Origin of the sequence: Bacteroides sp. AF25-5LB, assembly GCF_003602965.1 — a bacterium.
Lineage (GTDB): Bacteria > Bacteroidota > Bacteroidia > Bacteroidales > Bacteroidaceae > Bacteroides > Bacteroides uniformis.
On sequence record NZ_QTMC01000003.1, the window covers coordinates 135,307 to 161,212 of the forward strand.

The 25,906-nt window shown below is 51.8% G+C and carries 12 protein-coding genes; 1 reads left to right on the forward strand and 11 read right to left on the reverse strand.

The features are described 5' to 3' along the window. The first annotated feature begins 47 nt into the window (after positions 1-47). Positions 48-2,576 (forward strand): TonB-dependent receptor, encoded by a 2,529-nt coding sequence (locus DWY57_RS04740; protein WP_119961406.1) that lies wholly within the window; start codon positions 48-50, stop codon positions 2,574-2,576. Between the two features lie 153 nt (positions 2,577-2,729). Here DWY57_RS04740 and DWY57_RS04745 read toward each other — a convergent pair whose 3' ends face one another. The 11 genes from DWY57_RS04745 to DWY57_RS04795 form a co-directional block, all read right to left on the reverse strand. Beyond that, the gene (locus tag DWY57_RS04745) at positions 2,730-4,094 is read right to left on the reverse strand and encodes a glucoamylase family protein (RefSeq protein WP_119961407.1); all 1,365 of its coding nucleotides are present in this window, start codon (positions 4,092-4,094) and stop codon (positions 2,730-2,732) included. Positions 4,095-4,108: 14 nt separating this feature from the next. After that, positions 4,109-4,972 carry an endonuclease/exonuclease/phosphatase family protein gene (locus tag DWY57_RS04750; protein ID WP_119961408.1) on the reverse strand — a complete coding sequence of 288 codons (864 nt, stop codon included), beginning with the start codon at positions 4,970-4,972 and terminating at the stop codon, positions 4,109-4,111. Positions 4,973-5,011: 39 nt separating this feature from the next. Continuing rightward, positions 5,012-7,348, reverse strand: coding sequence for a beta-glucosidase BglX (gene bglX, locus DWY57_RS04755; protein ID WP_119961451.1), 2,337 nt, complete (start codon positions 7,346-7,348; stop codon positions 5,012-5,014). 315 nt (positions 7,349-7,663) lie between these two features. Further along, positions 7,664-9,184, reverse strand: coding sequence for a RagB/SusD family nutrient uptake outer membrane protein (locus DWY57_RS04760; protein ID WP_119961409.1), 1,521 nt, complete (start codon positions 9,182-9,184; stop codon positions 7,664-7,666). Between the two features lie 80 nt (positions 9,185-9,264). Beyond that, positions 9,265-12,300: a TonB-dependent receptor gene (locus DWY57_RS04765; RefSeq protein WP_119961410.1), complete on the reverse strand. Its 3,036-nt coding sequence runs from the start codon at positions 12,298-12,300 to the stop codon at positions 9,265-9,267. Between the two features lie 137 nt (positions 12,301-12,437). After that, positions 12,438-14,729, reverse strand: coding sequence for a beta-glucosidase BglX (bglX, locus tag DWY57_RS04770; RefSeq protein ID WP_117964742.1), 2,292 nt, complete (start codon positions 14,727-14,729; stop codon positions 12,438-12,440). A 13-nt stretch (positions 14,730-14,742) separates the two neighbouring features. Continuing rightward, a complete protein-coding gene (locus DWY57_RS04775) occupies positions 14,743-16,146 on the reverse strand; it encodes a glucoamylase family protein (RefSeq protein ID WP_165853589.1) in 1,404 nt (467 codons plus the stop codon). Between the two features lie 17 nt (positions 16,147-16,163). Continuing rightward, on the reverse strand, positions 16,164-18,263 hold the full coding sequence (locus tag DWY57_RS04780) for a family 43 glycosylhydrolase (RefSeq protein ID WP_119961411.1): 2,100 nt from the start codon (positions 18,261-18,263) through the stop codon (positions 16,164-16,166). Between the two features lie 31 nt (positions 18,264-18,294). After that, positions 18,295-19,791 carry a RagB/SusD family nutrient uptake outer membrane protein gene (locus tag DWY57_RS04785; RefSeq protein ID WP_117600229.1) on the reverse strand — a complete coding sequence of 499 codons (1,497 nt, stop codon included), beginning with the start codon at positions 19,789-19,791 and terminating at the stop codon, positions 18,295-18,297. A 29-nt stretch (positions 19,792-19,820) separates the two neighbouring features. Beyond that, positions 19,821-22,838 (reverse strand): TonB-dependent receptor, encoded by a 3,018-nt coding sequence (locus DWY57_RS04790; RefSeq protein ID WP_117600230.1) that lies wholly within the window; start codon positions 22,836-22,838, stop codon positions 19,821-19,823. Between the two features lie 177 nt (positions 22,839-23,015). Continuing rightward, the gene (locus tag DWY57_RS04795; protein ID WP_119961412.1) at positions 23,016-25,880 is read right to left on the reverse strand and encodes a hypothetical protein; all 2,865 of its coding nucleotides are present in this window, start codon (positions 25,878-25,880) and stop codon (positions 23,016-23,018) included. Positions 25,881-25,906: the final 26 nt, after the last annotated feature.

Sequence of the window (25,906 nt, forward strand, 5' to 3'; positions counted from 1 at the left end):
GTCTAATACGAAGACAATAAAGAATAGTCACTAAAAATAAAAACGCAATGAGAATCAAATGGACTGTGCTGCTATGGATGCTGATGATTTCGGGCCTGGTTGCAGCGCAAAACACGGCAAACACTTCTTTTCAGGTTAAAGGAATTTTGCTAGACTCGCTCACCCAGGAGGGTGAACCTTATGCTACCATTAAAATCGTGAAGAAAGAGGCTCCTGCAAAAGCGCTGAAAATGCTGGTAACGGACATGAAAGGTCAGTTTCAGGAGAAAGTACCCGGCACGGGCAACTTCGTGATGACCATCACTTCCGTGGGACGTACTCCCATCGTGAAGGACTTTTCTGTGAAGGCAGGGGAAAAGCTGGTGGACTTCGGTACGCTGTATATCGTAGATGCCTCCAATGAGTTGGGACAAGTGGAGATTGTAGCTCAGAAGCCTCTGGTGAAGGCAGATATCGACAAGATAGAGTACAATGTGCAGGACGACCCTGACGCCCAGTCGAACTCTGTGCTGGAAATGCTTCGCAAGGTACCGTTGGTAACGGTGGATGGCGAGGACAATATTCAGGTGAACGGGAGCAGCAGCTTCAAGGTATACGTCAACGGAAAGCCCAACAACATGATGAGCAACAATCCGACGGAAGTGCTGAAGAGTATGCCTGCAAACAGTATCAAGCATATTGAAGTGATAACCAATCCCGGCCCCAAGTATGACGCCGAAGGTGTGGGAGGGATTTTGAACATCGTCACCGTGGGCAGCGGAGTCGAAGGCTATACGGCTACGTTCAGTGCCAACGTCAGCAATCGCGGTGCAGGCGGCGGGGCATTCGGTACCATCAAGAGCGGCAAGCTGACCGTCAGCGCCCGCTACAATTACAACTACAACGATCAGCCCCGCAACTATAACAGCGGTAGCCAGCATGTGACACCGGAAGCTGTTACGGAGAATTCTTCCAATCTGGACTATGACGGCAGCAACAAGGGACACGGTTCTTTCCAGTCGGGCAGCATGGAGGCCAGCTACGAAATAGATACATTACGCTTGGTTACCATGTCTTTCGGACTTTGGGGTGGTGGGAATAAGAGTAACGGCTCTACGGACTACATCGCCACTTTCCCGGAGAGCATGAACGCTGCTCCCATTTACAGTTATTCTGCCTTTAACCGCAGCAAGTCTTCCTGGTATTCTATCGACGGAGGTGTAGACTACCAGCGTCTGTTCAAGGTGAAGGACCGTATGCTGACGTTTTCTTACAAGATAAACACCCGTCCGCAAACATCGGATTCCTATACGGAATATGAAATAGACAATGGCTATAACCCCGATTGGGCAGACTATCTGAACCGCTTGAAGAACCTGCATAACGACGGTGAGCAGAATACCACGGAGCATACGTTCCAAGCCGACTATACCACGCCTATCGGTAAGCTGCATACACTGGAGGCAGGCGCCAAGTACATTCTGCGCAACAACTCTTCGGAAGACGACCGTTTTGATGCGGACGATACCGGAAAGTATGAATACAACAAAGACCAGAGCTCGCACTACAAGCATTTAAACGATATCATTGCCGCCTATCTGGGATATGGGCTGAAGGTGAAGAGACTTTCGGGCCGTTTGGGATTGCGCTACGAGCATACCATCCAAGACGTGAAGTATTTGGTGGGCCGGGGTGAGGATTTCACAAAGAACTTTGACGACGTAGTGCCTTCCGCTTCCATCGGCTACAAGCTGACGGATATGTCCAATCTGCGTTTGGGATACAACATGCGTATCTATCGTCCAGGAATCTGGTCTCTGAATCCTTATCTGAATGATACGGATCCCTCCTACATCAGCCAGGGTAATCCGGAACTGGACAGTGAGAAGAGCCATGCTTTCAACTTGAGTTACAGTAACTTCACACAGAAGTTCAACATCAATATCTCGGCCCGCTACTCGTTTACCAACAACAGTATTGAGAATGTGACAAGGCTCATGCCCGATACGGAGATTGAGGGATTGAAGAACCCCACGGGCAAGGATGTGCTTTATTCTACCTATGCCAACATCGGCAAGACCCGTTATGCCAGTGTGAACGGTTACGTCAACTGGAATGCCACTCCACGTACACGTATCTACATGAACATGAGCGGCAATTACTCTTATCTGGAGGGCAGTGAAGGCATGCGTAACGATGGCTGGAGCCTCTTTGCCTACGGCGGTGCACAGCAGACGCTGCCCCATGACTGGCGCATCAGTCTGAATGTCTTCGGACAGACGCCGTGGATTATGCTGCAAGGTAAGGGCAGCAGCTTCTTTGATTATGGCTTGAGCGTCAACAAGTCCTTCCTGGACAAGCGCCTCACCTTGTCTGCCTTTGCCAGCAACTTCTTCAAGAAGTATATGGACCAAAGCTCCACCACCGAAGGCAACGGTTTTATACGTGAAAGCAACTATAAGTACAGCCGCCAACGTTTCGGCATAAGCGTCAGCTACCGTATCGGTGAGCTGAAGGCAAGCGTGAAAAAGGCTGCGCGCACTATCAGCAATGATGATGTGAAGAGCGGTGGCAGCGGTTCCGGTGGTGGTGAATAAGTTGTAAATACATTGTCAGGCAAATGACTCGTAGGACACAACAGATGGACGGGATTTAGGGTGTTGAATTGCTAAAAATCCCCTTCTGAAACTTGTACCTCTCTATTCTTCAGAGAATACAAGTTTCAGAAGGGGATTTTTTATGATAGTAACTTACTTGCTGACTGTTGAGAGCCCCAACTTCTTCAGCCCTTTCTGCACATCCGGATGGCTCATGAAGAGCTTCCACAGCAGCCCTGACCGATAATTCTCAATCATGACGGCTATCGGGCCCTGGTCAATGGCGAGGTAGCGCTGCGGAAACCAGTTGTCCGTTTCGCTGAAAGCATCGTAGAAGCCATAGGGGCCGAAGACCTTATCTCCCATCTCGTAGAGGTGGCGCATCACTTGCAACGACTGTTCCGGGGTATAGACGATGGATGACAAGGCGGCAGTTGGAGAGATGACTCCCTGGTCGTCGCGTTCGTTGGGAGCGTGGGCGGCATATCCGTTGACGGAGTAGCTGGCTGTCAGTCCCCAGCAGTCGGGCCCGAAACCTTTGTAGTGCTTGGGGTTGCGGACACAGTAGGCACGGTTCACAAGCGTCAGGTTACGCATCTCGTCGAAGTAGTTGGCGCAGTATTCATCCTTCAGCCCGATGGGGTCGAGGCCGAGGAACGAGTATTGTGCCCAGAAGAGCGGTCCGGCTTCTGTGCCTTGATAGCGCAGATGCAACTCGATATTCTCCACTTTATGAGGGTCTACAATGGCCCCGTTCTGCGCCCAGCCCTCGTGATAGACTGCTGCAGGCACGCCGTGGGTAGGCGAGGCGGCGGCAAGGATATACATGATGAGGCATTCATTGTAACCGTGTACGGGAAAGTTCATTTCCCAACCGTATTCCGGACTCCAGTGCCAATAGAGCACGTTCTGGCCGTTTTGGCGGTAGAAGTTCCAGTCCACTTCGCGCCACAGCTTGTCGATGCGGGCGGCGAGGGCTTGCTCGGCGGGCGAACCGTCGATGTAGTACTGGTGGACGGAGAGCAGGGCCTGCATGATGAAGGCTGTTTCTACCAGGTCGCCGCCATTGTCTTTCTGCCCGAAAGGTTTCACTTTGCCCGTATCGCCATACCACCAGTGCGGGTAGGTACCGTGGAAACGGTCGGCGGTTTCGAGGAAGGAGACGATTTTCTCCATTCGTTCCAGCCCTTCCTGGCGGGTGACATAGCCGCGGTCTATACCGGCAAGTATAGCCATGATGCCGAAACCGCTTCCACCGGACGTGATTACGTTCTGGTCGTTCTCCGGATAGACACCGTCCATGTGGATGCGTTCGCGTGCCAGTCCGCTGTTGGGCTCGGCACCTTCCCAGAAGTAGTTGAAGGTGCGACGCTGCACGGTGTCCATCAGGGCATCGTCGCTCAGCCGGTCTTCTTTGGCGGCGGGGCTTTTGCATTGCGTGAAACCGAGCAACAGCAGGAACAATAATAAACTGTATTGTATTTTTATTGTACCAATGCTTACTTGTTTTTTTATCATTTACTTATCTATATTCATTGCACGGTCAATTCAACAAGTATAGGACAGTGGTCGGAAAGGTAGCTGTTCTCCGGTTTGTCTTGGATAACGCGGTAGCGGTCTATCTTTGCGCCTTTGGTCACGAAGACATAGTCCAGCAGTACGCGTTCCTTCACCGGCAGGCGGCCGAAGTCATGGAAAGACCAGGACGGACCGTAGGTGACGGCAGCTGTCTTTGCGGCATTTTCCATTCCTCCCTTTTCCAGCGTTTGCAGAGGTTCTTCACCGGGCGTACAGTTAAAGTCACCGGTGATGATGGCGGGCATGCCCGGTGCTATCTCCTTGATTTTGTCGAGAATGAGTTGCACGCCCTCTTTGCGGGCTGTCTTTCCGTCGTTGTCCAGATGGGTGTTGAAATATACAAACTTTTGTCCGTTGTTCTTTTCCTGCAGTATCGCCCAGGTGGTGACACGGTTGTAGGAAGCGTCCCAGCCCTTGATGCCGATAGTTTTGGGTTGCTCGCTGAGGGAGAAATTGCCGTATTCCGCCAGTGTAAACCGGTCGGTCCGGAAGAATATCGGGCAGTATTCGCCTGCTTCCTTGCCGTCGTCGCGCCCCACGCCGAGTGCTGTGTATTGCGGCAGCCCGCGTTTCAGGTCTTCCATTTGGTTGTGAAGCACTTCCTGCATGCCCAGCAAGTCGGGGCTGTAGTAGGCTATCATACGGCAGGCGTCACCCTTGCGGTAATTCCAGTTGTTTACACTGTCCGAAGGAATATCCAGGCGGACATTGAACGTCATCACTTCCAGCGGCTGTCCGTTCTGTGCGGAGGGCTGGCTCTTGCAGCTGCCAAGGAGCAGAATGCTGCAAAAACAAAGGAGTAAAGTAGTATATCTCATGTTTTCTTGTTTTTAGAGTGCAATATTAAATATTTTATTTTATTTCAGTGTCAGTCGGGCTGTCTTTTCTGCCTGGCTGCTGCCACCTATCATCACATCGAAATCTCCCGGCTCGGCCACGTGGTTGAGGTCGTAGTCGTAGAAGCGGAGCAGCTTAGGGGTAATCTTGAAGGATACGGTCTTGCTTTCGCCCGCTTTTAGGAACACCTTTTCAAAGCCTTTCAGCTCGCGTACGGGGCGGGTAATGCTGCCTACGAGGTCGCGGATATAGAGCTGCACGACTTCTGCGCCGTCACGCTTACCGGTATTGGTCACGGTGACTACGGCAGTGGTGGAGCCATTTTGTCCCATGACCGGGGTACTGAGGGCGATGTCGCTGTACTGGAAAGTGGTGTATGAGAGCCCGTAGCCGAAGGGATACAGCGGTTCATTGTCCACATCTAGATAGTTGCTGCGGAACTTCTCGAACCAATTGCCGGCAGCCAGCGGGCGACCGGTATTCTTGTGGTTGTAGAATAAAGGTATCTGCCCTACGTTCTTCGGGAAAGTCATGGTCAGCTTACCGCTTGGGTTCACGTCGCCGAACAGTACGTCGCCGATGGCGTATGCCGCTTCACTGCCACCGAACCATACGTTCAAGATAGCGGGCACATGTTCCTGCTCCCAGGTGAGCGTCAGCGGCCGGCCGGTGAAGAGGGTTAGTACAACGGGCTTTCCGGTCTTCAGCAAGGCCTCCAGCAGGGTGCGTTGCACGTCGGGGATGCCGAGGTCGGTACGGCTCGAGCTTTCACCGCTCATTTCGGAAGACTCGCCCAGGGCGGCTACAATCACGTCGGCACCGGAGGCCACCTTCAAAGCTTCGTCCAGCAGTTCCTTATCCGTACGGTTGTCCCGGCTCAGCGATCGGCCGAATAGGGTGGCGCGTTCCTCGTAGGCTACATCACCGATGAGGTTGCTGCCTTTGGCGTAGGTGATGTTCACCCGGCCGGCTGTCATCTCCTTCAGTCCTTCGTACAGAGAGGGATAGTCATCCAGGCGTGCGGCAACACTCCAGGTACCGGGCATGTTGCTGCGGGTATTGCCCAGAGGGCCGATGACGGCGACGGTGCCTTGCTTCTCTAAGGGAAGGACAGGACGAGAAGACTTCTTGCCTTGTCCCTCAAAAGGTTCGTTTTTCAGCAGCACAAAGCTTTCGGCGGCAATCCGGCGTGCGGCGTCGCGGTGCTCGCGCGTGAAGATGTCGCGTGCGGGACGGCTGAGGTCGCAGTATTTGTAAGGGTCATCAAACAGCCCTAACTTGTATTTCGCTTCAAGGATGCGGCGGCAGGCTGCATCCAGCGTCTTCATGGTTATTTTACCTTCGGTGAGCGACTTTTTCAACGTGCCCACGAAACCTTCGCTCACCATATCCATGTCCACACCGGCGTTGAGCGCACGGGCGGAAACGGTCTGCAGGTCACCGATGCCGTGCTCCACCATTTCGGAGATACCGGTAAAGTCGGTCACCACAAAACCGCTGAACCCCCATTGTTTGCGCAGCACGTCTGTCATCAGCCAGCGGTTGGCTGTGGCGGGCACACCGTCCACTTCGTTGAAAGAGGCCATTACACTGCCCACTCCGGCATGGACGGCTGCTTCATAGGGGTACATGTATTCGTTGAACATGCGGTTGCGGCTCATGTCTACGGTGTTGTAGTCGCGTCCGGCTTCTCCGGCACCGTACAGTGCGAAGTGCTTGACGCATGCCATGATTTCGTCGTTCCGTGTCAGTTGGTCGTTCAGGTCTTTTCCCTGATACCCCAACACCATGGCGCGGGCGATGGCGCCTCCGAGGAACGGGTCTTCGCCCGACCCTTCGGATACACGTCCCCAGCGCGGGTCACGGCTGATGTCCACCATCGGGCTGAAGGTCCATGAGATGCCGTCGGCACTGGCTTCGATGGCGGCGATGCGGGCAGACTGCCCGATGGCTGCCATGTCCCACGTGCAGGAGAGGCCGAGAGGGATGGGGAAGATGGTCTCATAGCCATGTATCACATCCATGCCGAACAGCAGGGGGATGCCCAGGCGGGAGTTCTCTACGGCCAGTTTCTGTACGTCGCGTATTTTGGCCACTCCTTTCAGATTGAAAAGCCCTCCCACGAGCCCCTGCTCAATCTTCTTGGCCACGTCGCTGCTCTTTGCCTGACCGGTGGTGATCTCTCCGGTCACGGGCAGGTTGAGCTGGCCGATTTTCTCTTCCACAGTCATCCGGCGCATCAGTGCGTCGATGAAGCGGTCCATGTCCTGCGGAGACTTCTGCGCCTGCACGGTGGCGGTGACGCCTATTAAAGCGGTCGCGAGCAGCAGACTTGTTCTCTTGAAAATTTTCTTCATATTCATATTGAATTAATTGTTTGTAAGTATGTTCCCTTCATTGTTTTTAGATTGCCGTCACTCTATTGCAGTAGCGCTATGACTTCTTTGCAACGGTGCTGCAATTTCTCTGCAGTGATACTGCAAACGGTTTGCAGCGCTACTGCAACTGCTTTGCAGCGACACTGCAACTGTTGTGCAGTGCTACTGCAACACCTTTGCAGTGCCACTGCAAAAAGTTTGCAGCTCTTTGCAGTAGCAATGCTTTGATTGCAAGTAAGTTATGAAACAGACCTTTTGCCATTGATTGGGTCGGCTGTTTCCTTTGGCCGGGTATCAATAGTCGGGGTTCTGCACCAGTACTCCGTTCGATTTGTCTATCTCTGTCTGGGGCAGAGGCAGCAGCGCATTCTTGTCCTGGTAATTCTTTCCGGCAGCTTGCAGCACTTCTTTGGCAATGCCCCAGCGCACGAGGTCGTAGAAGCGGTCGGGTTCCAGTGCCAGCTCTACGCGGCGTTCGTGGCGAATGGCGTCACGCAGCACAGACTGGCTGGCAGATTCTACCTTCGGAAGCACGTCTGCCAGTGTGCCGCGTGCGTGTGCCCGTACCTGTTCCAGATAACCGTTCGCCTCGCCTGTCAGCCCTTTCTCGTTGGCGGCTTCGGCAGCCATCAGCAGCACGTCCGGGTAGCGGATGAGGCGGATGTTTACCCAGAAACCCATGCGGGTGTACTTGCGGCGCAGTGTCGGGTCCGTGTAGGCCTTCTTGTTGAAGTAGGCACCCATGGCGGTGGATACGGGTGACTCGCCATAAGGCTGGTTGGTATTCTCCGGTGTGATGGGCTCGTCCGTGCTGCGGCGGAAGTAGAGCAATGTGGCGTTCCGGCGCGGGTCGCCCGGTTCAAAAGCTTCTCCCATCAGTTTGGTGGCCATGTGCCAGCCCCATCCCAGGTCCCACTCGCCGGCTCCGCGCACCCCTTGCACCTGGCAGAACTGGCTGCCGATGCTGGCGTCCTCTTTCATGGCATCGGTGGCTTCGCATTGCAGTTCGAAGATGCTCTCACCGCAATTCTCCCCTTCTACGGTGAAGACTTTGTCGACCGGTGTATTCAGGTTGTAGATGCCCGATTTTATCACTTCGGTGGAGGCTGTGTACATATTGTCCCAATCGTTTCGCATCATATAGGTGCGTGCGTGCAGGGAGCGTGCGGCGCCCCAGGTCAGCCGTCCCGTGTAGTCGCTGTCCCACCGCAGGGGCAGGCATTCTTCGGCTTCGGTCAGGTCTTTGTCAATCTGTTCGTATATCTTTTCCGCCGTGGTCTTGGGCACGTTGGCATCGGAGGCTTCCACTACCTTGATGGTGACCAGCGGCACTTCGCCAAAGGCGCGTACCAGGTTGAAGTAGCACCAGGCACGGAAGAAGAGCGCTTCGCCGCGGTTGCGGATGGCTTCGGTGTCGTCCTTGTGTCCGCTCTTCTCAATGTCGTCCAGGATTTCGTTGCACTGGTAGATGATTTTGTAGTTCTGTCCCCAATAGGCGCTGAGCGGCCCGTTGGAGGCAGTGTATTCGAAGTCGTCCCACATGGCGGCCTCGTTGCTGCCGTCGCCGGCGTCACTGCCTTTCTCGGAGTCTTCGCTGCGCACCATGTGCACCATAAAAGCTGGAATACCGGCAGTGATGTCGTACGAGCGCATCAGGTAGTAGACGTTGAATATCTTTCCGCCGACAAGGGCGTTGGGAGAGTCATCTTCCGTGAACTGCCCCAGCGGATCGCGGTCCAGGAAGTCGTTGCAGGATGTCAGTGAGAGGGCTGTTGCACCCACCAGCAATGTAAATATGTATTTTATCAGTTTCATAAATTTATATTTTTCATTCCCCGTTCCCTTTGAAGGAGTCGGGGGAGGTTTGAAGTTACTCTTTTTTAGGGGAGAGGCTTTTAGAACGTCAGATTAAATCCGAACGTATAAATCGCCGGCATCGGATAACTGCCGTCGTCCACCCCGAAGGCGATGGCGCTTCCGCCCAGTTCCGGGGTATATCCGGTGTTGTGCTTCCACGTCTTCAGGTTCTGTATGTTCACGTAGAGCTTCAGCGCCTGCATGCCTATCTTCGAAATCAGCGCCTTGTCGAAGTTGTATGCCAGCGACACGTTACGGATGCGGAAGAACGAGCCGTCCTCTATGTAATACTCGGAGTTCAGGTTGTTGATGGTATGCTTGGTGTTCAGAAGCGGCTGGGTGTTGCTGGTCCCTTCACCGTGCCAGCGGTCCATGCGTTGCTCCATAAAGTTGAACTGGCTCCAGTTGTAGTTGTCCCAGGTACGGTAAATCTGATTGCCGCCTTGTCCCATCATGTCTACTGCCAGCTCCCAGTTCTTGTAGCCCAGGCCGAGCGTGAAGCCGTAGGTGACATCGGGTGTAGGATTACCAATCATCGTACGGTCTGCCGTGGTGATTTCACCGTCACCGTTCACGTCGCGGAACTTCAGGTCGCCCGGGGTGACGGTTGCCAGCGTGTTCTTGGGAGAGTGCTCAATCTCCTCCTGGGTCTGGTAGACACCTTCCACCTTGTAGCCGTAGAAGTAGCCGATGGGGTATCCGGCCATTGTGTAGCTCTGCTGCTTGTCTCCGGCTATGATGGAATAGCCTTCCTGCACGAGGCTCAGTACCTTGTTCTTGATGGTGGCAAGGTTCATCCCCACGTTGTAGTTCCAGTCGCCTATCCGGTCGCGCCAGCTTAGGGCCAGCTCTACGCCCGAATTCTCGATGGAGCCGAGGTTTCCGATACCCGGTACGGTTCCGGAGATGCCCGGCACTTCGGCCAGCAGGTCTTTGGTTTTCTTCTTGTAGTACACGCCTTCAAAGTGCAGGCGGTTGCGGAGGAAGTTGGCTTCTGCACCGGCTTCCCAGGCTTCCACCTTCTCCCAGCGCAGTTTGGGGTTGGGCAGGTAGGCAAGCTGGTAGCCCGGATAGATGGCAGACGGGGTGCCGAACACGGCGGAGTAGGCATTCGTCAGCAACGGTTCGGCGGGATAGGCACGATCCAGGTTCTGGTTGCCCAGTGTGCCCCATGAACCTTTCAGTTTCAGCATGTCCAGCCAGGTGATGTCCTTCATCCATGCCTCCTCGCTCATCAGCCAGCCCAGGCCGACGGAGTAGAAGTTCTGCCATTGGTTGCCGGTGTAGGAAAAGGCGGAAGAGCCGTCCCGGCGGTAGGAGCCGTTGAACAGGTACTTGCCCTTGTAGTTGTAGAGGATACGTGCCAGTACGGACACGGTGGAACGTTCCCACTGCGTGCTGCCGTTGGTGGCGGTGGCTGCGTCGCCGATGCTGATGTACCATTTGTCGGGATTGTCCGGGATGACCAGACCTACTCCCTGGGTACGGGCGCCGTTCAGATTCTCGAGCTTGTTGTAGTAGGTGGTGAAACCGGCTGTGGCCGTCACGCTGTGGTCTCCCCAGGAGTTGGTGTAGGTCAGCAGATAGTCGCTCTGTACCTTCATTTCCGTCTCTTTGGCTTGGGACACTCCGGTCTTTCCGTTGCCCAGCGTGGCTATGTCTCCTTCGACGCTTGCGTCATATACCTGGATAACCGGGGTGTATGTCCGTGTGCTGTTCGAGGCATAGTCCAGGGAGAACATGGCCTTGAACTGGAAGTGTTTTAGGAAATCCCATTGGCCGTACACATTGCCCGAGCCACGGTAGTTCTCGGCTTTCGTGGTATTCGCCTTCAGGTCCACGTCCACCATCGGGTTGTTCATCTGTGCCTTCTGGAATCCGGGCAGTGAAGTGTAGAGGCCGTACTCGGAATTGAATACATGCGCCACCGGAGCTGCGCGCAGGGCCGTAGCCACACTCTTCGTGTCGGCGGGCAGCATGCGTGCCCCGTTGAATTGGAAACCTACCTTGAGGTTGTCCGTCACTTTATAGTCGTTGCTGATGTTCAGCGTGATTTTGCTGTACTTCTCGTGCTTGATGTTGCCTTGCTCGTAAGCATAGCCCGCACCGAGATAGAAGCTGTTCTTGTCCGAGGCACCCGTGATGCTGATGTTGTTGGTGGTGATGAACCCGGTCTGGAAGATTTCATCCTGCCAGTTGGTGTTTCCCGTCCAGTCCGAGAAGTTGTATTCCGGGTTGCCTTCATTCCTCAACTGTTCGTTGTACAGCAGTTTGAAGCCTTCGGCATCCGTCAGTGCAATTTTGTCGGTGACGGACTTGAAACCGAACGAGCCGTTGATATTGACGCGTGTCTGTCCCTCTTTCGCCTTCTTGGTGGTGATGATAATCACGCCGTTGGCACCGCGCACACCGAAGATGGCGAGCGACGACGGGTCTTTCAGTATCTCCATGGATTCGATGTCCTGCGGATTCAGGAAGTTGATGTTGTCGTTGAACAGTCCGTCCACCACATAGAGTGGCTTGTAGCCGTTGATGGAGTTTGTTCCGCGTACACGGATTTCCGGGTCGGAGCCTGCCTTGCCGGAGTTTATCACCTGCACGCCGGCAATCTTTCCTTGCAGTGCGGATACGGGGTTGACCACCGGCTTGTTGGCGATTTCGTCGCCTTTAATGTTGGTGATGGAGCCCGTAAGGTCTCGCTTCTTGGCGCTGCCATAACCGATGACCACGGTTTCGGCCAGCATCTGCGAGTCGTCTTTCATCTGGACGTTGATTACCGACTGGCTGCCTACCTTGACAGCTTGCTTCACCATGCCTACATAGGAAAAATCCAATGTGTTCTCCGGGGTGGCCTGGATGGAGTACCGGCCGTCTATGTCGGTAATCACGCCATTGGAGGTTCCCTGCACCAATACGGTGGCACCAATCAGTGGGTCACCCAGGGTATCGGTCACGGTGCCGGTTACTGTTTTCTCCTGCGCCGATGCGGCGACACTTGCCAGCAGGCACACCGTCAGAAATAGGTTTTTCAGTCTTCCGATTTTCTTCTTGGGAAGGTTTAGGTTCTTTTTCATTACATTGATTTTTTAGTGGATAAATCATTCAGTTTCTCCTCTGAACAATCAAAATGCAAAAAAGATTTGGTGACGGTGTTAAAAAAGGGCAGCCCGGTTTTCGCGGACTGCCCTCTTACCTAAAAGCAAAACTATACCTATTTCAACTCAAAACTCGTAGTCTTTACATCGCGGCTGTTGGGTCCAATCATTACGTGGAACTCGCCGGGTTCGTATACATACTGTATGTCGTAGTTGTAGAACTTCAGCAATTCGGGGGTAATGGTGAAGGTCACCTGCTTGCTTTCGCCTTTCTTCAGGTGGATGCGCTCGAAGCCTTTCAGCTCTTTCACGGGGCGGGTAATGCTGCCCACCAGGTCGCGGATATAGAGCTGTACGATTTCATCTGCATCGTAGTTGCCCGTATTGGTTACGGTTACGGAAGCGGTCAGCTTGCCGTCCGCATTCAGTTGCTTGGAGCTGAGCGTGATGTCACTGTATTGGAAGGTGGTGTAGCTCAAGCCATAGCCGAAGGGGTACAACGGGTCGTTACTCACATCCAGGTAGTTGCTGCGGAACTTCTCGAACCATTTGCCTTCTTTCAGAGGACGGCCGGTATTCTTGTGATTGTATGCCATAGGCAACTGTCCCACATTCTGTGGGAAAGTGGTGGTCAGCTTACCGCTGGGGCAAACGTCTCCGAACACTACGTCGGCAATGGCGTCGGCAGCTTCACTACCTCCGAACCATACATTCAGGATGGCGGGAACATTTTCATTCTCCCAAGTCAGCACTACGGGACGTCCAGAGAACAATACCAATACTACGGGCTTGCCCGTTTTCAGCAATGCTTCCAGCAGGTGGCGCTGTGCGTCCGGCATTTCCAGTTCGGAACGGCTGCTGCTCTCACCACTCATCTCGGAAGACTCGCCGAGGGCTGCTACGATGACATCGGCTTGTGCGGCTACTTTCAGGGCTTCGTCCAGCAGTTCTTGATCATTGCCACGGGGCAGTTCACGGCCGAACATCGTGGCGCGTGTCTGGTAGTCGGCATCGTACATCAGGTTGCTGCCTTGTGCATAGAGAATGTTGGCCTTGGAGCCGACAGAATTCTTGAAACCTTCCAGCAGGGTGCTGTATTTGTCTGCTGTGGCTGCCACACTCCAAGTGCCCGGCATGTTGGCACGGGTGTTGGCAAGTGGGCCAATCAAGGCGATGTTGCCTTTGCGTTGCAAGGGCAGTAGGTTGTCCTGGTTCTTCAGCAGCACGAATGTCTCTGTGGCAATCTGGCGGGCAATGGAGCGGTGCTCGGGAGTGAATACTTCTTTTTCGGCACGCTTCACGTCGCAGTATTTATACGGATTGGCAAACAGTCCCAGCTTGTATTTGGCTTCTAGGATGCGTCGGCAGGCTTTGTCAATGTCGGCCTCAGTCACTTTGCCTTCTTTCAGGGATTTCTCCAGTGTGCCGATAAATCCGTCGGCTACCATGTCCATGTCTGTTCCGGCGGTCAGGGCACGTGCGGATACTTCCTGCAGGTCGCCGATTCCGTGGTCTATCATTTCGGAGATGGCTGTATAGTCTGTCACCACGAAGCCGTCGAAGCCCCATTGGTTGCGCAGTACGTCGGTCAGCAGCCAGTGGTTGGCAGTGGCGGGTACTCCGTCAATTTCATTGAAGGAGGTCATGGCACTACCTACGCCAGCCTCTATGGCAGCCTTGTAGGGAGGGAAGTATTCGTTAAACATACGGTTGCGGCTCATATCCACCGTGTTGTAGTCGCGGCCGGCCTCTCCGGCACCATACAGTGCGAAGTGCTTTACGCAAGCCATTATCTCGTTGTTGGCACTCATATCCTTGCCCTGATAACCGCGAATCATGGCTTGTGCAATGGCTGAACCCAGGAAGGGGTCTTCACCGTTGCCTTCGGATACGCGTCCCCAACGGGCATCGCGGCAGATGTCTACCATCGGGCTGAATGTCCAGCAGATACCGTCCGCACTTGATTCGATGGCAGCTATACGGGCCGATTTCTCTATGGCTTCCATGTCCCAGCTACACGAGAGTGCCAGGGGAATGGGGAATACCGTTTCGTAACCGTGAATCACGTCCATACCGAACAGCAAGGGGATGCCCAGGCGGCTGTTCTCTACGGCCAGTTTCTGTACTTCGCGGATGTTTTTCACACCTTTCAGGTTGAACAGACCGCCGACTTCACCGTTGCGGATTTTACTGGCAACGTCGCTGCTCTTGGCTTGTCCGGTAACGATGTTTCCCGTCACCGGCAAATTGAGCTGACCGATTTTCTCGTGCAATGTCATTTTGCCCATCAACTCCGTAATGAACTTGTCCATGTCCTGCGGAGTGCCTTGGGATGTGCTTTCTTTGGGCGTTGCCGTCACGGTGAGGGCAGAGAAAGCCAAGGCTGCTAATAATGAGTATTTCTTCATGCTATATAGAAAATTATTTAGATGCGATTTGTTGGAAGCCTAGCTTCTGCAGACCTTCCTGGATTTCGGGACAGCTCATGAAGAGTTTCCACAACAATCCGGTGCGATAGTTCTCGATCATCGGGGCAATGGTGCACTGGTCGATGGCCAGATAGCGGGGCACTGTCCAGTTGCTTGCTTCGGAGAAGGCATCGTAGAAACCGTACTTGCCCCAAATCCAGTCTCCTTTGGAATAGAAATACTTCAGCGCACGCATGGATTCCTCCGGTGTATAGGGGAAGCTGGACAAGGCTGCCGTCGGTGTGATGACGCCATGATCATTGTCACCCGGGCAATGGGCTGCATAGCCTTGGGTAGAGTAGCTGGCTGTAAGTCCCCAGCAGTCCTTGCCGTAGCCTTTGAAGTTCTTCGGGTTCTCCACGCAGTAGCGGTAGTTGGAGAGGGCATGGTTGCGCACCACGTTCCAGTAGTTGGCATAGCGGTCACTGAGATTACGCGGGTCCAGACCGATGTACGAGTATTGTGCCCAGAATAAGGGGCCGCCCAGTTTCTCGGCTCCGTTGTGTTTCAATTCCAAAGGCAGGCCGTAGGGGGCAGAGTCGGACTTGATACCGCCGCCGCGTGCCCAACCGTTGTGGTAGGCCGAAGCTGGAACGGGATAAGTAGGGGAGGAGGCTGCGAGCACATACACAATCAATGCCTCGTTGTAGCCTTCCAGCGGAAAGTTCATTTCCCAATTGTATTCGGGAGACCAGTGCCAGTAGATGACATCCTTGCCATTCTGATACCAGCTGAACTCCATCTCTTTCCACAATTGGTCAATCTTTTTTGCCAGTTTCTTTTCCTGCTCGTTACCGTCGCGGAAGTATTGGCGCACGCAAAGCAAGCTTTGCATCAGGAAGCAGCTTTCCACCAGGTCGCCGCCATTGTCCTTTTGTCCGAAAGGCTTCACCTCTCCGGTCGGACCGTACAGCCAGTGGGGCCATACGCCGTGGAAGCGGTCGGCGCGTTTCAGATAATCGGCAATTTGGGTCAGGCGCTTCACGCCTTCGGCTCTGGGGATAAAGCCACGCTCTATACCTACCAGCAGACCGGCAACACCGAATCCGCTGCCACCGATGGTGACGACGCTCTGGTCTTTCTCGGGATATTCTCCGTCTAGGTGAATGCGTTCGGGTGCCAGTCCGGAAACCGGTTCCGCACCGTCCCACATGTAGTTCAAATGTACCTTTTGGATGTAATCCAGCATTTCGTCATCCGAAGCGAATGATTCGGGACGTACTTCCTCTATGTCGGGCTTTTCTTCTTTTCCGTTCTCTTTCCCGCTTTCCTTCAGGTCGGAAGAGCAGGACGCGCAGCTTGCCAGTGTGGAAATTAGGAACAAAGCCAGCACATGTATCATTATTGGTTTTTTCATATCTTTATTTTTTGTGTTTAATTTTTTGTCGTCTTGCACAATGGCGAGCGTCCGTTTTCGTTCAGCGCTTCGACAGTGAAGTAATAGTCCGTGTCTGCATCCAGTCCGCGGAAGTCATATTCCGTCTGTCCCAGTACCGTGATGGCATTGTACATCTTGCCTTCGGCAGTGCCGTAGTAGATGTTGTAGCCATAAGCGCTTGCTTCGGGTTGCCAGGAGATAAGGGCATTCCGGCGGTCTTTCTTGTCACGTTTCACGGTCAGTCCTTTTATGGTTTGTGGGACATCACCGTCACCGTTTCCGAAGACGCGGAAACCGGACAAGGCGACATTTCCCGTAGGCATGTGTACATTCTCGTATTTCAGATAACGGGCATGCAACGGCTCGTTGAGTTCGATGTAGTCATGCGGACAATCCTTGTCACTGTCACTCTTGTCTATGACTAATGTCCATTCTTTTCCATCCTCGGAAGCAAAAATACGGTATTGGTGATAGATATCCATGGCACGGTTGTATTGGACCGCTTTATGGTCGTAGAAGTTTAATTGCACGGCACGTATATTCTTTGTACTGCCCAGGTCTATCCTAGCCCATTCGCCGGGATTACCGGAGCGTGCTGCCCAGTAGGTACGCATACTTTCGTCTGTCAGGTTGGAAGCTACGTGGATGCTGTCTGTGGAAGAAACCTCTACTGGCTTGCCGTAGGACAAAAGCATCCATCCCGTAAAGCGGTCTTCCGGATTCTTTATGTCCATCGGTTCCGCCCAGTTGGGGTAGTCACCGAAGGCAGTGGATGAATACATGGTACCATCCTTGTCGAAAGCCACAGGATAAAGACCGATGCGGCGTTCGAACTTATATTTCAGGGAGAGCATGCAGGTGGCGACATGCCAGTAATTGCCTTTCACGTCGCGGAACGTGCCTCCGTGACCGGCACCTTGCACATATCCTCCCGGCTTGTAGCACATCGGGTTATGCTTTTGATAGACAAACGGGCCCAGTGGGGAATCCGAAACATATACGCCGTCGGCATATACCTTGAATTCCGTACCCGGAGCGCCATATTGGAAATAATATTTGCCATTGTGCTTAGTCATGTAAGCACCCTCTGTAAATGGACGAAGCGTGATTTCGTCGTCATTGTTCATGCCGAAGCGTTCCCAGCCGTGTTCTTCAGGACGGAGCATCATGACGTCGTGAATCTTACTGATGGGGTAGAAATCATTCCGGTCCAGTTCCACTGCCTTTAGCGGGTATTCATTGCTGGAGCCATAATACATATATAGTCTGCCGTCATCGTCCAGGAACATGCAGGGGTCCCATGTGGGAAGCACATTCTTTTCGATGGCACGTTTGAAACGTCCCGTTTTGGGGTGTGTGCTGTACCACACGGCTAGACCTTCGTAAGTGGAGCCGGTATAGAACAGTGTATCACCGCTTACATAGGCTGCCGGCGCGCACTGGTCGTCATCTGTAGGCTTGCGCTGGAAGCTGGCAGGAACGAAATCCCAATCCACCAGATTCTTGGAATAGTGAAAACCGCCCTGGTTGGTGGAGAACAGAAAGTATTCTCCCTTGTATTCTACCGCCATTGGATCGGCGGAGGAACGGAACGAACCATTGGGGCGCACATTGTTGTTGAAAGGCTCGAAATTGTAACTGATGTTCATCGGATTGCAGAAGGTTCGCGACAGAGGCGCATGCGGGTCATACCATCGGGTCGCTTGAGCCGGACGGCGGATTGTGGTAGCCTGGTGTACCTCATTTTCCATTATCACCTCAATATCGGTTTCATCCAGTGCCAGGATTCTGTTCACTATCTTTTTTCCGGGATAGTAGACATACAGATGTACGTCATTCTTCGCTCCTTTGATGGCAAAGCTGCCGTCGTGGGCAGTGGTATTGTGCATGGGACTTGCAAAGAACATGACTGTAGCACCTTCAAGCGGTTGTCGGTTACTGTCCAATACGTATCCTTTTACAATACGGTCTTGGGTCACAGTAATGTAGTAGTCGCTAACCTGCCCTTTCACAACTTTAATGGAATCATCCGTGGTTGCCTTTGCCGTCAGAGCGGCAAAGGCTATTCCACAGCTGATTAAGATTTTTCTTATCATGGTATGGATTTGGAATAAAGATTGCTTTGAATTAGTCAATCGGGTCGAGCTTCAGGTCGGGAAGATCATCAAGCTGATTGGATGGAAGAGGCCAGTACGTCTTGGCTTCAGTCCAACCTTTCGGTCCGAGTTCTGCAGCTGCCTTTCCGGTACGAACCAGGTCGACATAACGGTTGCACCATTCATTGCAAAGTTCCATACGGCGTTCATCCAATACGTCATCCAATGTGACACCGCTTTTGGTAGGCATTTCAGCGCGTGCACGAACCAGATTATAGCCGTTGTCACCGTCTTTTCCTTGGCGAATCTTGGCTTCGGAGTTCATCAGTAACACTTCTGCATAACGGAAGATGCGCACGTTGTTGTTGGCACCGTAGTCAGTACGCGGTAAGGTCATCTGATTGTAGGGAAGATACGCCTTTCCATTCCAGCAGTCAGTCATGGTGCCGGATGTTGCACCGACTGTCCAGCCTTCACGGGTTTTCTGTCCGGCTCTCAGGAAGGAGGTTTCGGCACGTACGGTTTCGCCGCGTGCATCGGCCCATGCCACGAACTCTGGTTCATAGCCGATGAAGTTCCATCCGCCTAAGCTCGGTTCGGCACTGTTGGGGCTTGTTATGGTAGTTCCTTGGAACGGGAACCAATTGTCAACGCCCAGATAGTCTCCTGAGCCGTTGCCATAGTCGGTCACTTGGCACTCGAATAAGGACTCGTCACACAACTTTCCTGGAATCTTGAACAGATTATAGAAGTCGGGATATAGAGAGAAGTTGCCGTTATTGATGATGTCGTCCGTCAAGGTTTCAACTTGTGCATAGTCTCCCTTCAAGAGGTAAATCTTGGCAGCCAGCATTTCGGCGGTAAAGGCTGTCACTGCGCCTTTATGCTCCATCTGGTTGGGACGCATACGGGGTAGTTTCTCCATTGCGTAATTCAAATCCTCCTCCAGCATATAGTCATATACTGAATTTACATTGGAACGACGGAAATCAGTCTGGTAGTTGTCTCTGTAGATTACAATAGGTCCGAAGTTGGTAACCAACTGATAGTAAGCCCATGCACGAATGGTGCGTACTTCTCCGCAATAGGTCTCATACGAAGTGTAGTCGTTGCTTCCGGGGGTTAGGTATTGGGCATAACCGTTAAGGGACTCCAGGGCTGAGTTGGCTGTACGGATAATTTCGTAGAAAGTGACCCAAACATTATTGAGCGCCCAGAAAGAGTTCGTATAATTGAAGTGGCGGCCGAAATCTACGGCTGCTCCCTGGTCATCTGTACGCCCTGACCATACGTCACCGTCACGAGTGAACATGATCAGTGCATTGGCCCAGTGCATGGCTGATGTGCGCACTTTGGAATACACGCCGACAACGGGTTGATACATGTTGCCCGTATTGGTGAAGTCCACGCTTTGTTCCGGTACCTTGTTTTCCGGATCGATGTTGATGAAATCGGAACAAGCAGTCGTACTACCCAGCAGCATCATTGCCGGGAGGATATATGCTAATGTTTTCTTTATGAATTTCATTGTTATATGTTTTTAGTGTTTTGGATAGTTTAGAAATCAATCTGCACTCCGAAAGTATAAGTCGAAGTCAAAGGGTATACTTCTGTATCCCAACCTTCGGCATCCGACAATTCAGGTGTGAAGCTGTTTGCCTTGAATGTTGTGAACGGACGGTCAGCTGTCAGAGAGAGGCGGATGCCCGGCATTACATAGCTGCCAACCTTAACATTCTTGAATGAGTAGCCCAACGTGATGTTTTGGATACGGAAGTAGTTGGAGCTTTCTACAAAATAAGAGGCATTGTTGCTGTCCGAGGTATTCCAAGTCTTGAGCAATGCTTTGGCAGACGGATGTTCATTGGTGGAACCCGGTCCGGTCCAGCGGTTTTCGTACTGGGCTTTGTCGAAGTTGTAGTCGGATTGTGCATAGCGCAAAGCACGTTTTCTGTTCCACAATTCTCCACCGGCTTGTCCGTAAGTAGTCAGGTTAAAGTCGAAATTCTTATAAGCGAATCCGAGGTTGAATCCGTAAGTGAAATCGGGGATATAAGAACCTAGTACCTGCTTGTCGCTTCCGTCGATGACGTGGTCTCCATTTACATCCTGGTATTTGAAATCACCTGGTTCGAGGCCATTGGCTACAGCAATCGGGTCGGCGGCACATTCTTCCGGAGTCTGGTAGATACCGATAACTTTGAAACCATAATAAGAGTTCATTTTCTCTCCTACCATGTTTACGGTCTTGCCACCCTTGATGATGGTCATGTTGTCTTTCAGGCTCTTTACCTCATTGTGCAGATAAGAGAGGTTGACGCCTACGTTGTAGGTGAAATCCTTACCGATTTTGTCGTTCCAGTTCAGTGAGAAGTCGATACCGCTATTCAGAATCTGTCCGTTGTTGCCTGCGAGGGTTTCATTTTGCATGGGTAGTTTCGGAGAGATAACCGCATTGTCAGTCAGACGGTAATACCAGTCGATGTCGGCACTCAAACGGCTGTTTAAGGTAGAGAAGTTGACACCTACGTTGGTTTCGTTTACGACTTCCCAACCCAGCCAGCTGAAGTTGGTGGAGTTGATGAAACCGTCAAGAGCAGTTCCCAATACGGCTTGTGTGTTCTGGATACTTGCGAAGCCTGCACTTGCGGCAATCTTGTCGTTACCCAGCTTACCCCAGCTTGCGCGGAGTTTCATGTAGTCGAATATATTTTGATTCTTCATGAACGGTTCTTGAGAGATGACCCATGCGGCACCGACAGAGGGGAAGTAACCCCATTTGTCGTTGTATTTGGAAGAGCCGTCGGCACGGAAAGTGAACATTAACATGTACTTGTCAGCGTAGTTATAGTTCAAACGTGTGAAGTAGGAGAGACCGCGGTATTTCCAGCCGTCATCTTTTACGGTAGCGCCTTCCTTGTTACCCAAGGAGATATATTTCCAGACATCCTCACCTTCGGGAACATTGGTAGCTGTACCTTCCAGTGACTTCATCTGTTCCTGACGCATGGATACACCCAGCATGCCGGTGAAGGAGTGCTGCCCCCACTTGTCGGTATAAGTGGCCACGTTGTCCCATACCCATTTGTTATAGTCGGTATTCTTTTTGGTCAGGCTGGTAGTGGCCTGTTGCTGGTGAGTGCCGATGTAATAGGTCGGTGTGAAGTCTGTACCACGGATAGCACGATAGTCGTAGCTGTAGCTCGTACGTACATTCAGCTTGTTGGGGAGGAGGTTGAGCTGTGCGTAGAAGTTGCTCAACACCTGATAGACATCATTACGGTTGTCGTAATAGTTGGCTGTGGCAACGGGGTTCTTGAAGTTGGAACCCAGACCCACCTGTTCGGGTGACGCATACTTGTCGGGGAAGATGGTGTCATCGCGGGTATTGTCGAACACGGGGATGATGGACGGAGTGTTGAATGCCTGTTGCCAAGCTGCATTCTTGGGCAGTTGCTGCTGTGAGCTGCTGAATACACCGTTGAATCCGAGCTTCAACCAGCTGCGTGCATCGAAATCCAATGCAGCGCGGAAGTTGAGACGGCGGTAGTAGTTGTCAACATCCATGATACCGTCTTGTGACAAGTAGCTCATACCGGCAGAATAAGTGGCCTTTTCCGTACCGCCGGATACATTGAGGCTGTGGTTGGTCATCATGGCTGTACGTAATAGCTCGTCATACCAATTGGTGTCTGCATTGAACTTCAGGGCATTGAGGTCACCTCCGAAGGTCTCGATAGACTTTTCGAAGATGTGCCCGTAAGAAGCAGCGTCCGCTTCCATCAACATGGTGGCATATTCGTGGGAGTTACACATTTCCAGCAGGTTGGTTGCTTTCTGGATACCTACGTAGCCATTGTAGGTTACTTTGGCATCCTGATTGCGTGCACCACGTTTGGTAGTAATGATTACAACGCCGTTGGCGGCACGAACACCGTAGATGGCTGATGCAGATGCATCTTTCAGAATGGTCATGTCCTGAATGTCAGAGTTGTTCAGGAAGTTGATGTCATCGTAGAACATTCCATCTACTACATAGAGAGGAGAGGTATCGCCAAAAGAACCCATACCGCGGATAGTAACTTTGGGGCCGTCGCCCGGTGTTCCCGAATTGATGATGTTAACGCCTGGTACCTTTCCCTGCAATGCTGCCATTGGAGAGGAGGTCGGAACATTAACTAATTCTTTTTCTTTAACGACATCAATCGGAGCTGTCAAGTCTTTCGCTTTGGCTGAACCGTAACCGATGACAACGACTTCATCCAGCAGTTGCGTATCTTCCCGCAGCCTTACATTGACAACGGATTGTCCCGCAGCACTTATTTCCTGCGGCAACATGCCTAGATAGTTAAACACAAGTGTTGCCTCTTCAGGGACACCGTTAAGTACATAGTTACCGTCGAGGTCGGTAGCTGCTCCAATAGTAGAGCCTTTTACTACAACCGTGGCTCCGATGATCGGTTCATTGTTCTGGTCAACAACAGTTCCTTTAACTGTCTTTGTTCCTTGTGCCAAAACTGTCAGTGGCAACGAGAACAAAATCATGAATAGAAGAAATAATGTTTGCCTTCTCATAACTAAATTTAAGAGTTAATAATTCTGCCGGCAAAGAAAGTAATAACGGCAAGTAAGGCAAAAAAAATCACTACCACGATAATACGCTTAGAGTAAAAAGGGGTACTGTTTTACTACGTTTTAGTGTAGCTTATTTCTAATAATCAGTTTATTATGATAGAATGGTTTGTAGCCGTATTATTTCAAGTCAATGAGAAAATCTACTAATCCTGTTCCGTCGGGGATATCCAGCTTCTTGCGCAGACGGTAGCGTGCTGCCTCCACTCCCCGGATGGTAAGGTTGGTCATTTGCGCAATGTCTTTCGTAGAAAGGTTTAGGCGCAGCAGTGCGCAAAAACGCAGATCGGTGGCGGTAAGGCTGGGATAACGTTCGCGCAGGTTGCGGAAGAATTTCTCATGAATTAGGTCGAAATTGTTCTGGAATACGTCCCAGAACTCTTGTGTCTCGATGTTTTCGTTGATGAGCTTCAGCAGAGATTCGAGGTTCTTGCGTCCATATTGCCCTTTTACCAGGAATTCTTGCACGGCAGCACGAAGTTTCTCCAAGACTTCGTTCTTGGCAAATACACCCAGCGCCATGCTGGCAAGGTCTTTACTCTTTGCTGACAGCTCGGCTTCCAGCAATTGTTGCTGCTGTAGAGTTATCAGATGTTCCTGCTCACGCATCTTGATGTTCTGCTGCATCTGCTCAGCTTCGTACTCTTTCCGTTTCTTTTCCATGGCACGGTTGGCGCGCCACTTGGAGAAGAAGTAGAGAAGTGCAATGAGAACTATAAGATAGAGTGCAAAAGCATAATAGGTGAGGTAGAAAGGACGGGCTATGGCGAAATGATATTCCACTTCACCGATTTTCTGTCCCAAATCATTATAGGCTTCTGCTTGGAATGTGTATTCTCCGTAATCCAGGCTACCGTAGCGGATTTCGGGCTCTTTTAGGTCTGATGTCAGAGCCATGCCTTGTCCTCCTTGCAGGACATAATGGAAATGTACGGACAATTTATTGTAATGCGGCAGGCTTACCGAGAACAGCAAATCCCGGTAATTGCTTTCCAGTTCGACATTTCCCTGCAGAGGCAGGCGTTTCTCCTTTTTATCTGAAGAAGAGCAAATGACAGAGCTCAGTGATAGGGCGGACTCCAACGTTGGACTGAGGCTGTCTGTGTTTTTGCTGTAACTGGCGATTCCGTTATTTAGATTAAAATAGACAACGTCATTGTCAACGAACACATTGTTGTAGTTCTCTATACATGGAGAATCAAACAGTTCGATGAGAATGCGTTGTTTCACGATGTACTCTCCTTCCGCGTACTCTACCAGTGCGTACTCATGTGAACCGGACAGCCAGAAGCGGTCGTTCGTGACGGATACCACAGAATGGGCATTCCTGATGTAAGGCAGAATGGTATTCAGCTTTTGGAAGGGGATAATCTGCCGGGTGATGTCGTCATAGGTATAGAAGCCATTGGGACTGGAAAAGACGATACGTCCCCGCATTTTCATTACTTGGATAGGGCCGATGATATATTCCGAGCCTAAATGGGAGATGTGCCGTACGCTTTTTACAGCCGACAAGTCATCGCTCAAGACTATTTTATAGACTCCCTGATACATGTGTGAAGCCCAGATGACACCGCTTTGGTCAACCTCCAAGTGCATGACCGGTGCAATGAAGCCGTCTACGACATGCGAAAAGGTCCATTGACCGTTCTTCTTTTTATAGATACGCAAATTGGCGTAGGATGATTCCAACAGTATCTCTTCGCCATAGAGGGTGCACTTAATCAGACACGTACTGCTGTTGGTATTGCTTATGACGGAAACGTTCCCTTTTTCGCCTATTAATAAGGTATGGGCATTGTTACCTGCAAAGAGTTGCCCGTCAATGTCCTTTACATACCAGTTCTGTCCTTCGCTATGGGGAAGCAAACGCATATTTCCGGTAATCTGGTGGTATTCGTACAAGCCCTGGTTGGTGGCCAGATAGAAACAGTCACCCCGGTGGGCTATGTCGTACACCATACCCAGCTTGGTTTCATGGTTGGCAGGGGTCAGTAGCATGACGGGGGAGTTGTGGTGGATGTATGCGATGCCGTCGTCCAATGCTGCCCATACGTTGTTGTCTTTGTCACAGAACAGTCCCAGGACTGTGTTGTTGTCCAAACGGTTATCCAGATTGAAGTGCCAGAGGCAATGTCCTTTGCGGTCGATGGCGTATATGCCGTTTAGGACTGTACCTATCATGAATATGGAGTCATTGGTCATGACGGCGCGGTTCACCCGCTGTTTCTTCAGCTCTGCATCAATGTCTGTTTTCCAGGGGGTGATGTCACCCGTGTAGCGGAACAGTCCGTTGTTCTCCGTGACCATCAGGAAGCTGTTGTTTCCGTCGGGCAGTAATGCCACTACATTGTCATCGTTCACTTTGCTGCGGGGAAAGAGGTGATGGAACTCCTTGCTGTCGAATTCATAGAAGCCTTCATCAATCATTTGTGTGTAGATATGTCCGTTTTGGTTGTAGAAGTAGAGCGGCTGTTGTTGTCTGTTGCGGAAAGCGCGTACCATTTTCCCGTCGTAGGAGAACCATGCGCTGAACGACTGGAAGTAGATGCGGCCGTCCAGCTCTACAATGTTCCATATCTCGTTGTTCTCCATGGGGAAATTCTTCAGGAATTTGCTCAAAGAATGGTACCGGAGAGTGCCTGCCTCCGAATACTTGAAATAGCCGAATTCCTCGAATGCCCCCACATAGATGCGATCTTCCTTGACGTATACTGAACGTACAATATGGTTTCCCGGTACTTTGTGTAGTGTCCAGCGATAACCGTCATATACCAGGAGTCCTTGGCTGTTGCCGAAAAACATTTCGCCGTTGCTACCTTGCGCACATGCCCAGTTCTGATAACCGGCTTCATAGTCTTTGGCAAGATAGTTGGTGACGGCGGGCATGAAGGAAGAAGCCCTGGCCTGGATGAAGAGAATAAACAATAAAAGGCACACTACCCAACGCTTGAAAAGCATCGGTCTTATCGTATTTTGTTTCATTTTTTAGGTTAATCGAAGTGTTTCTT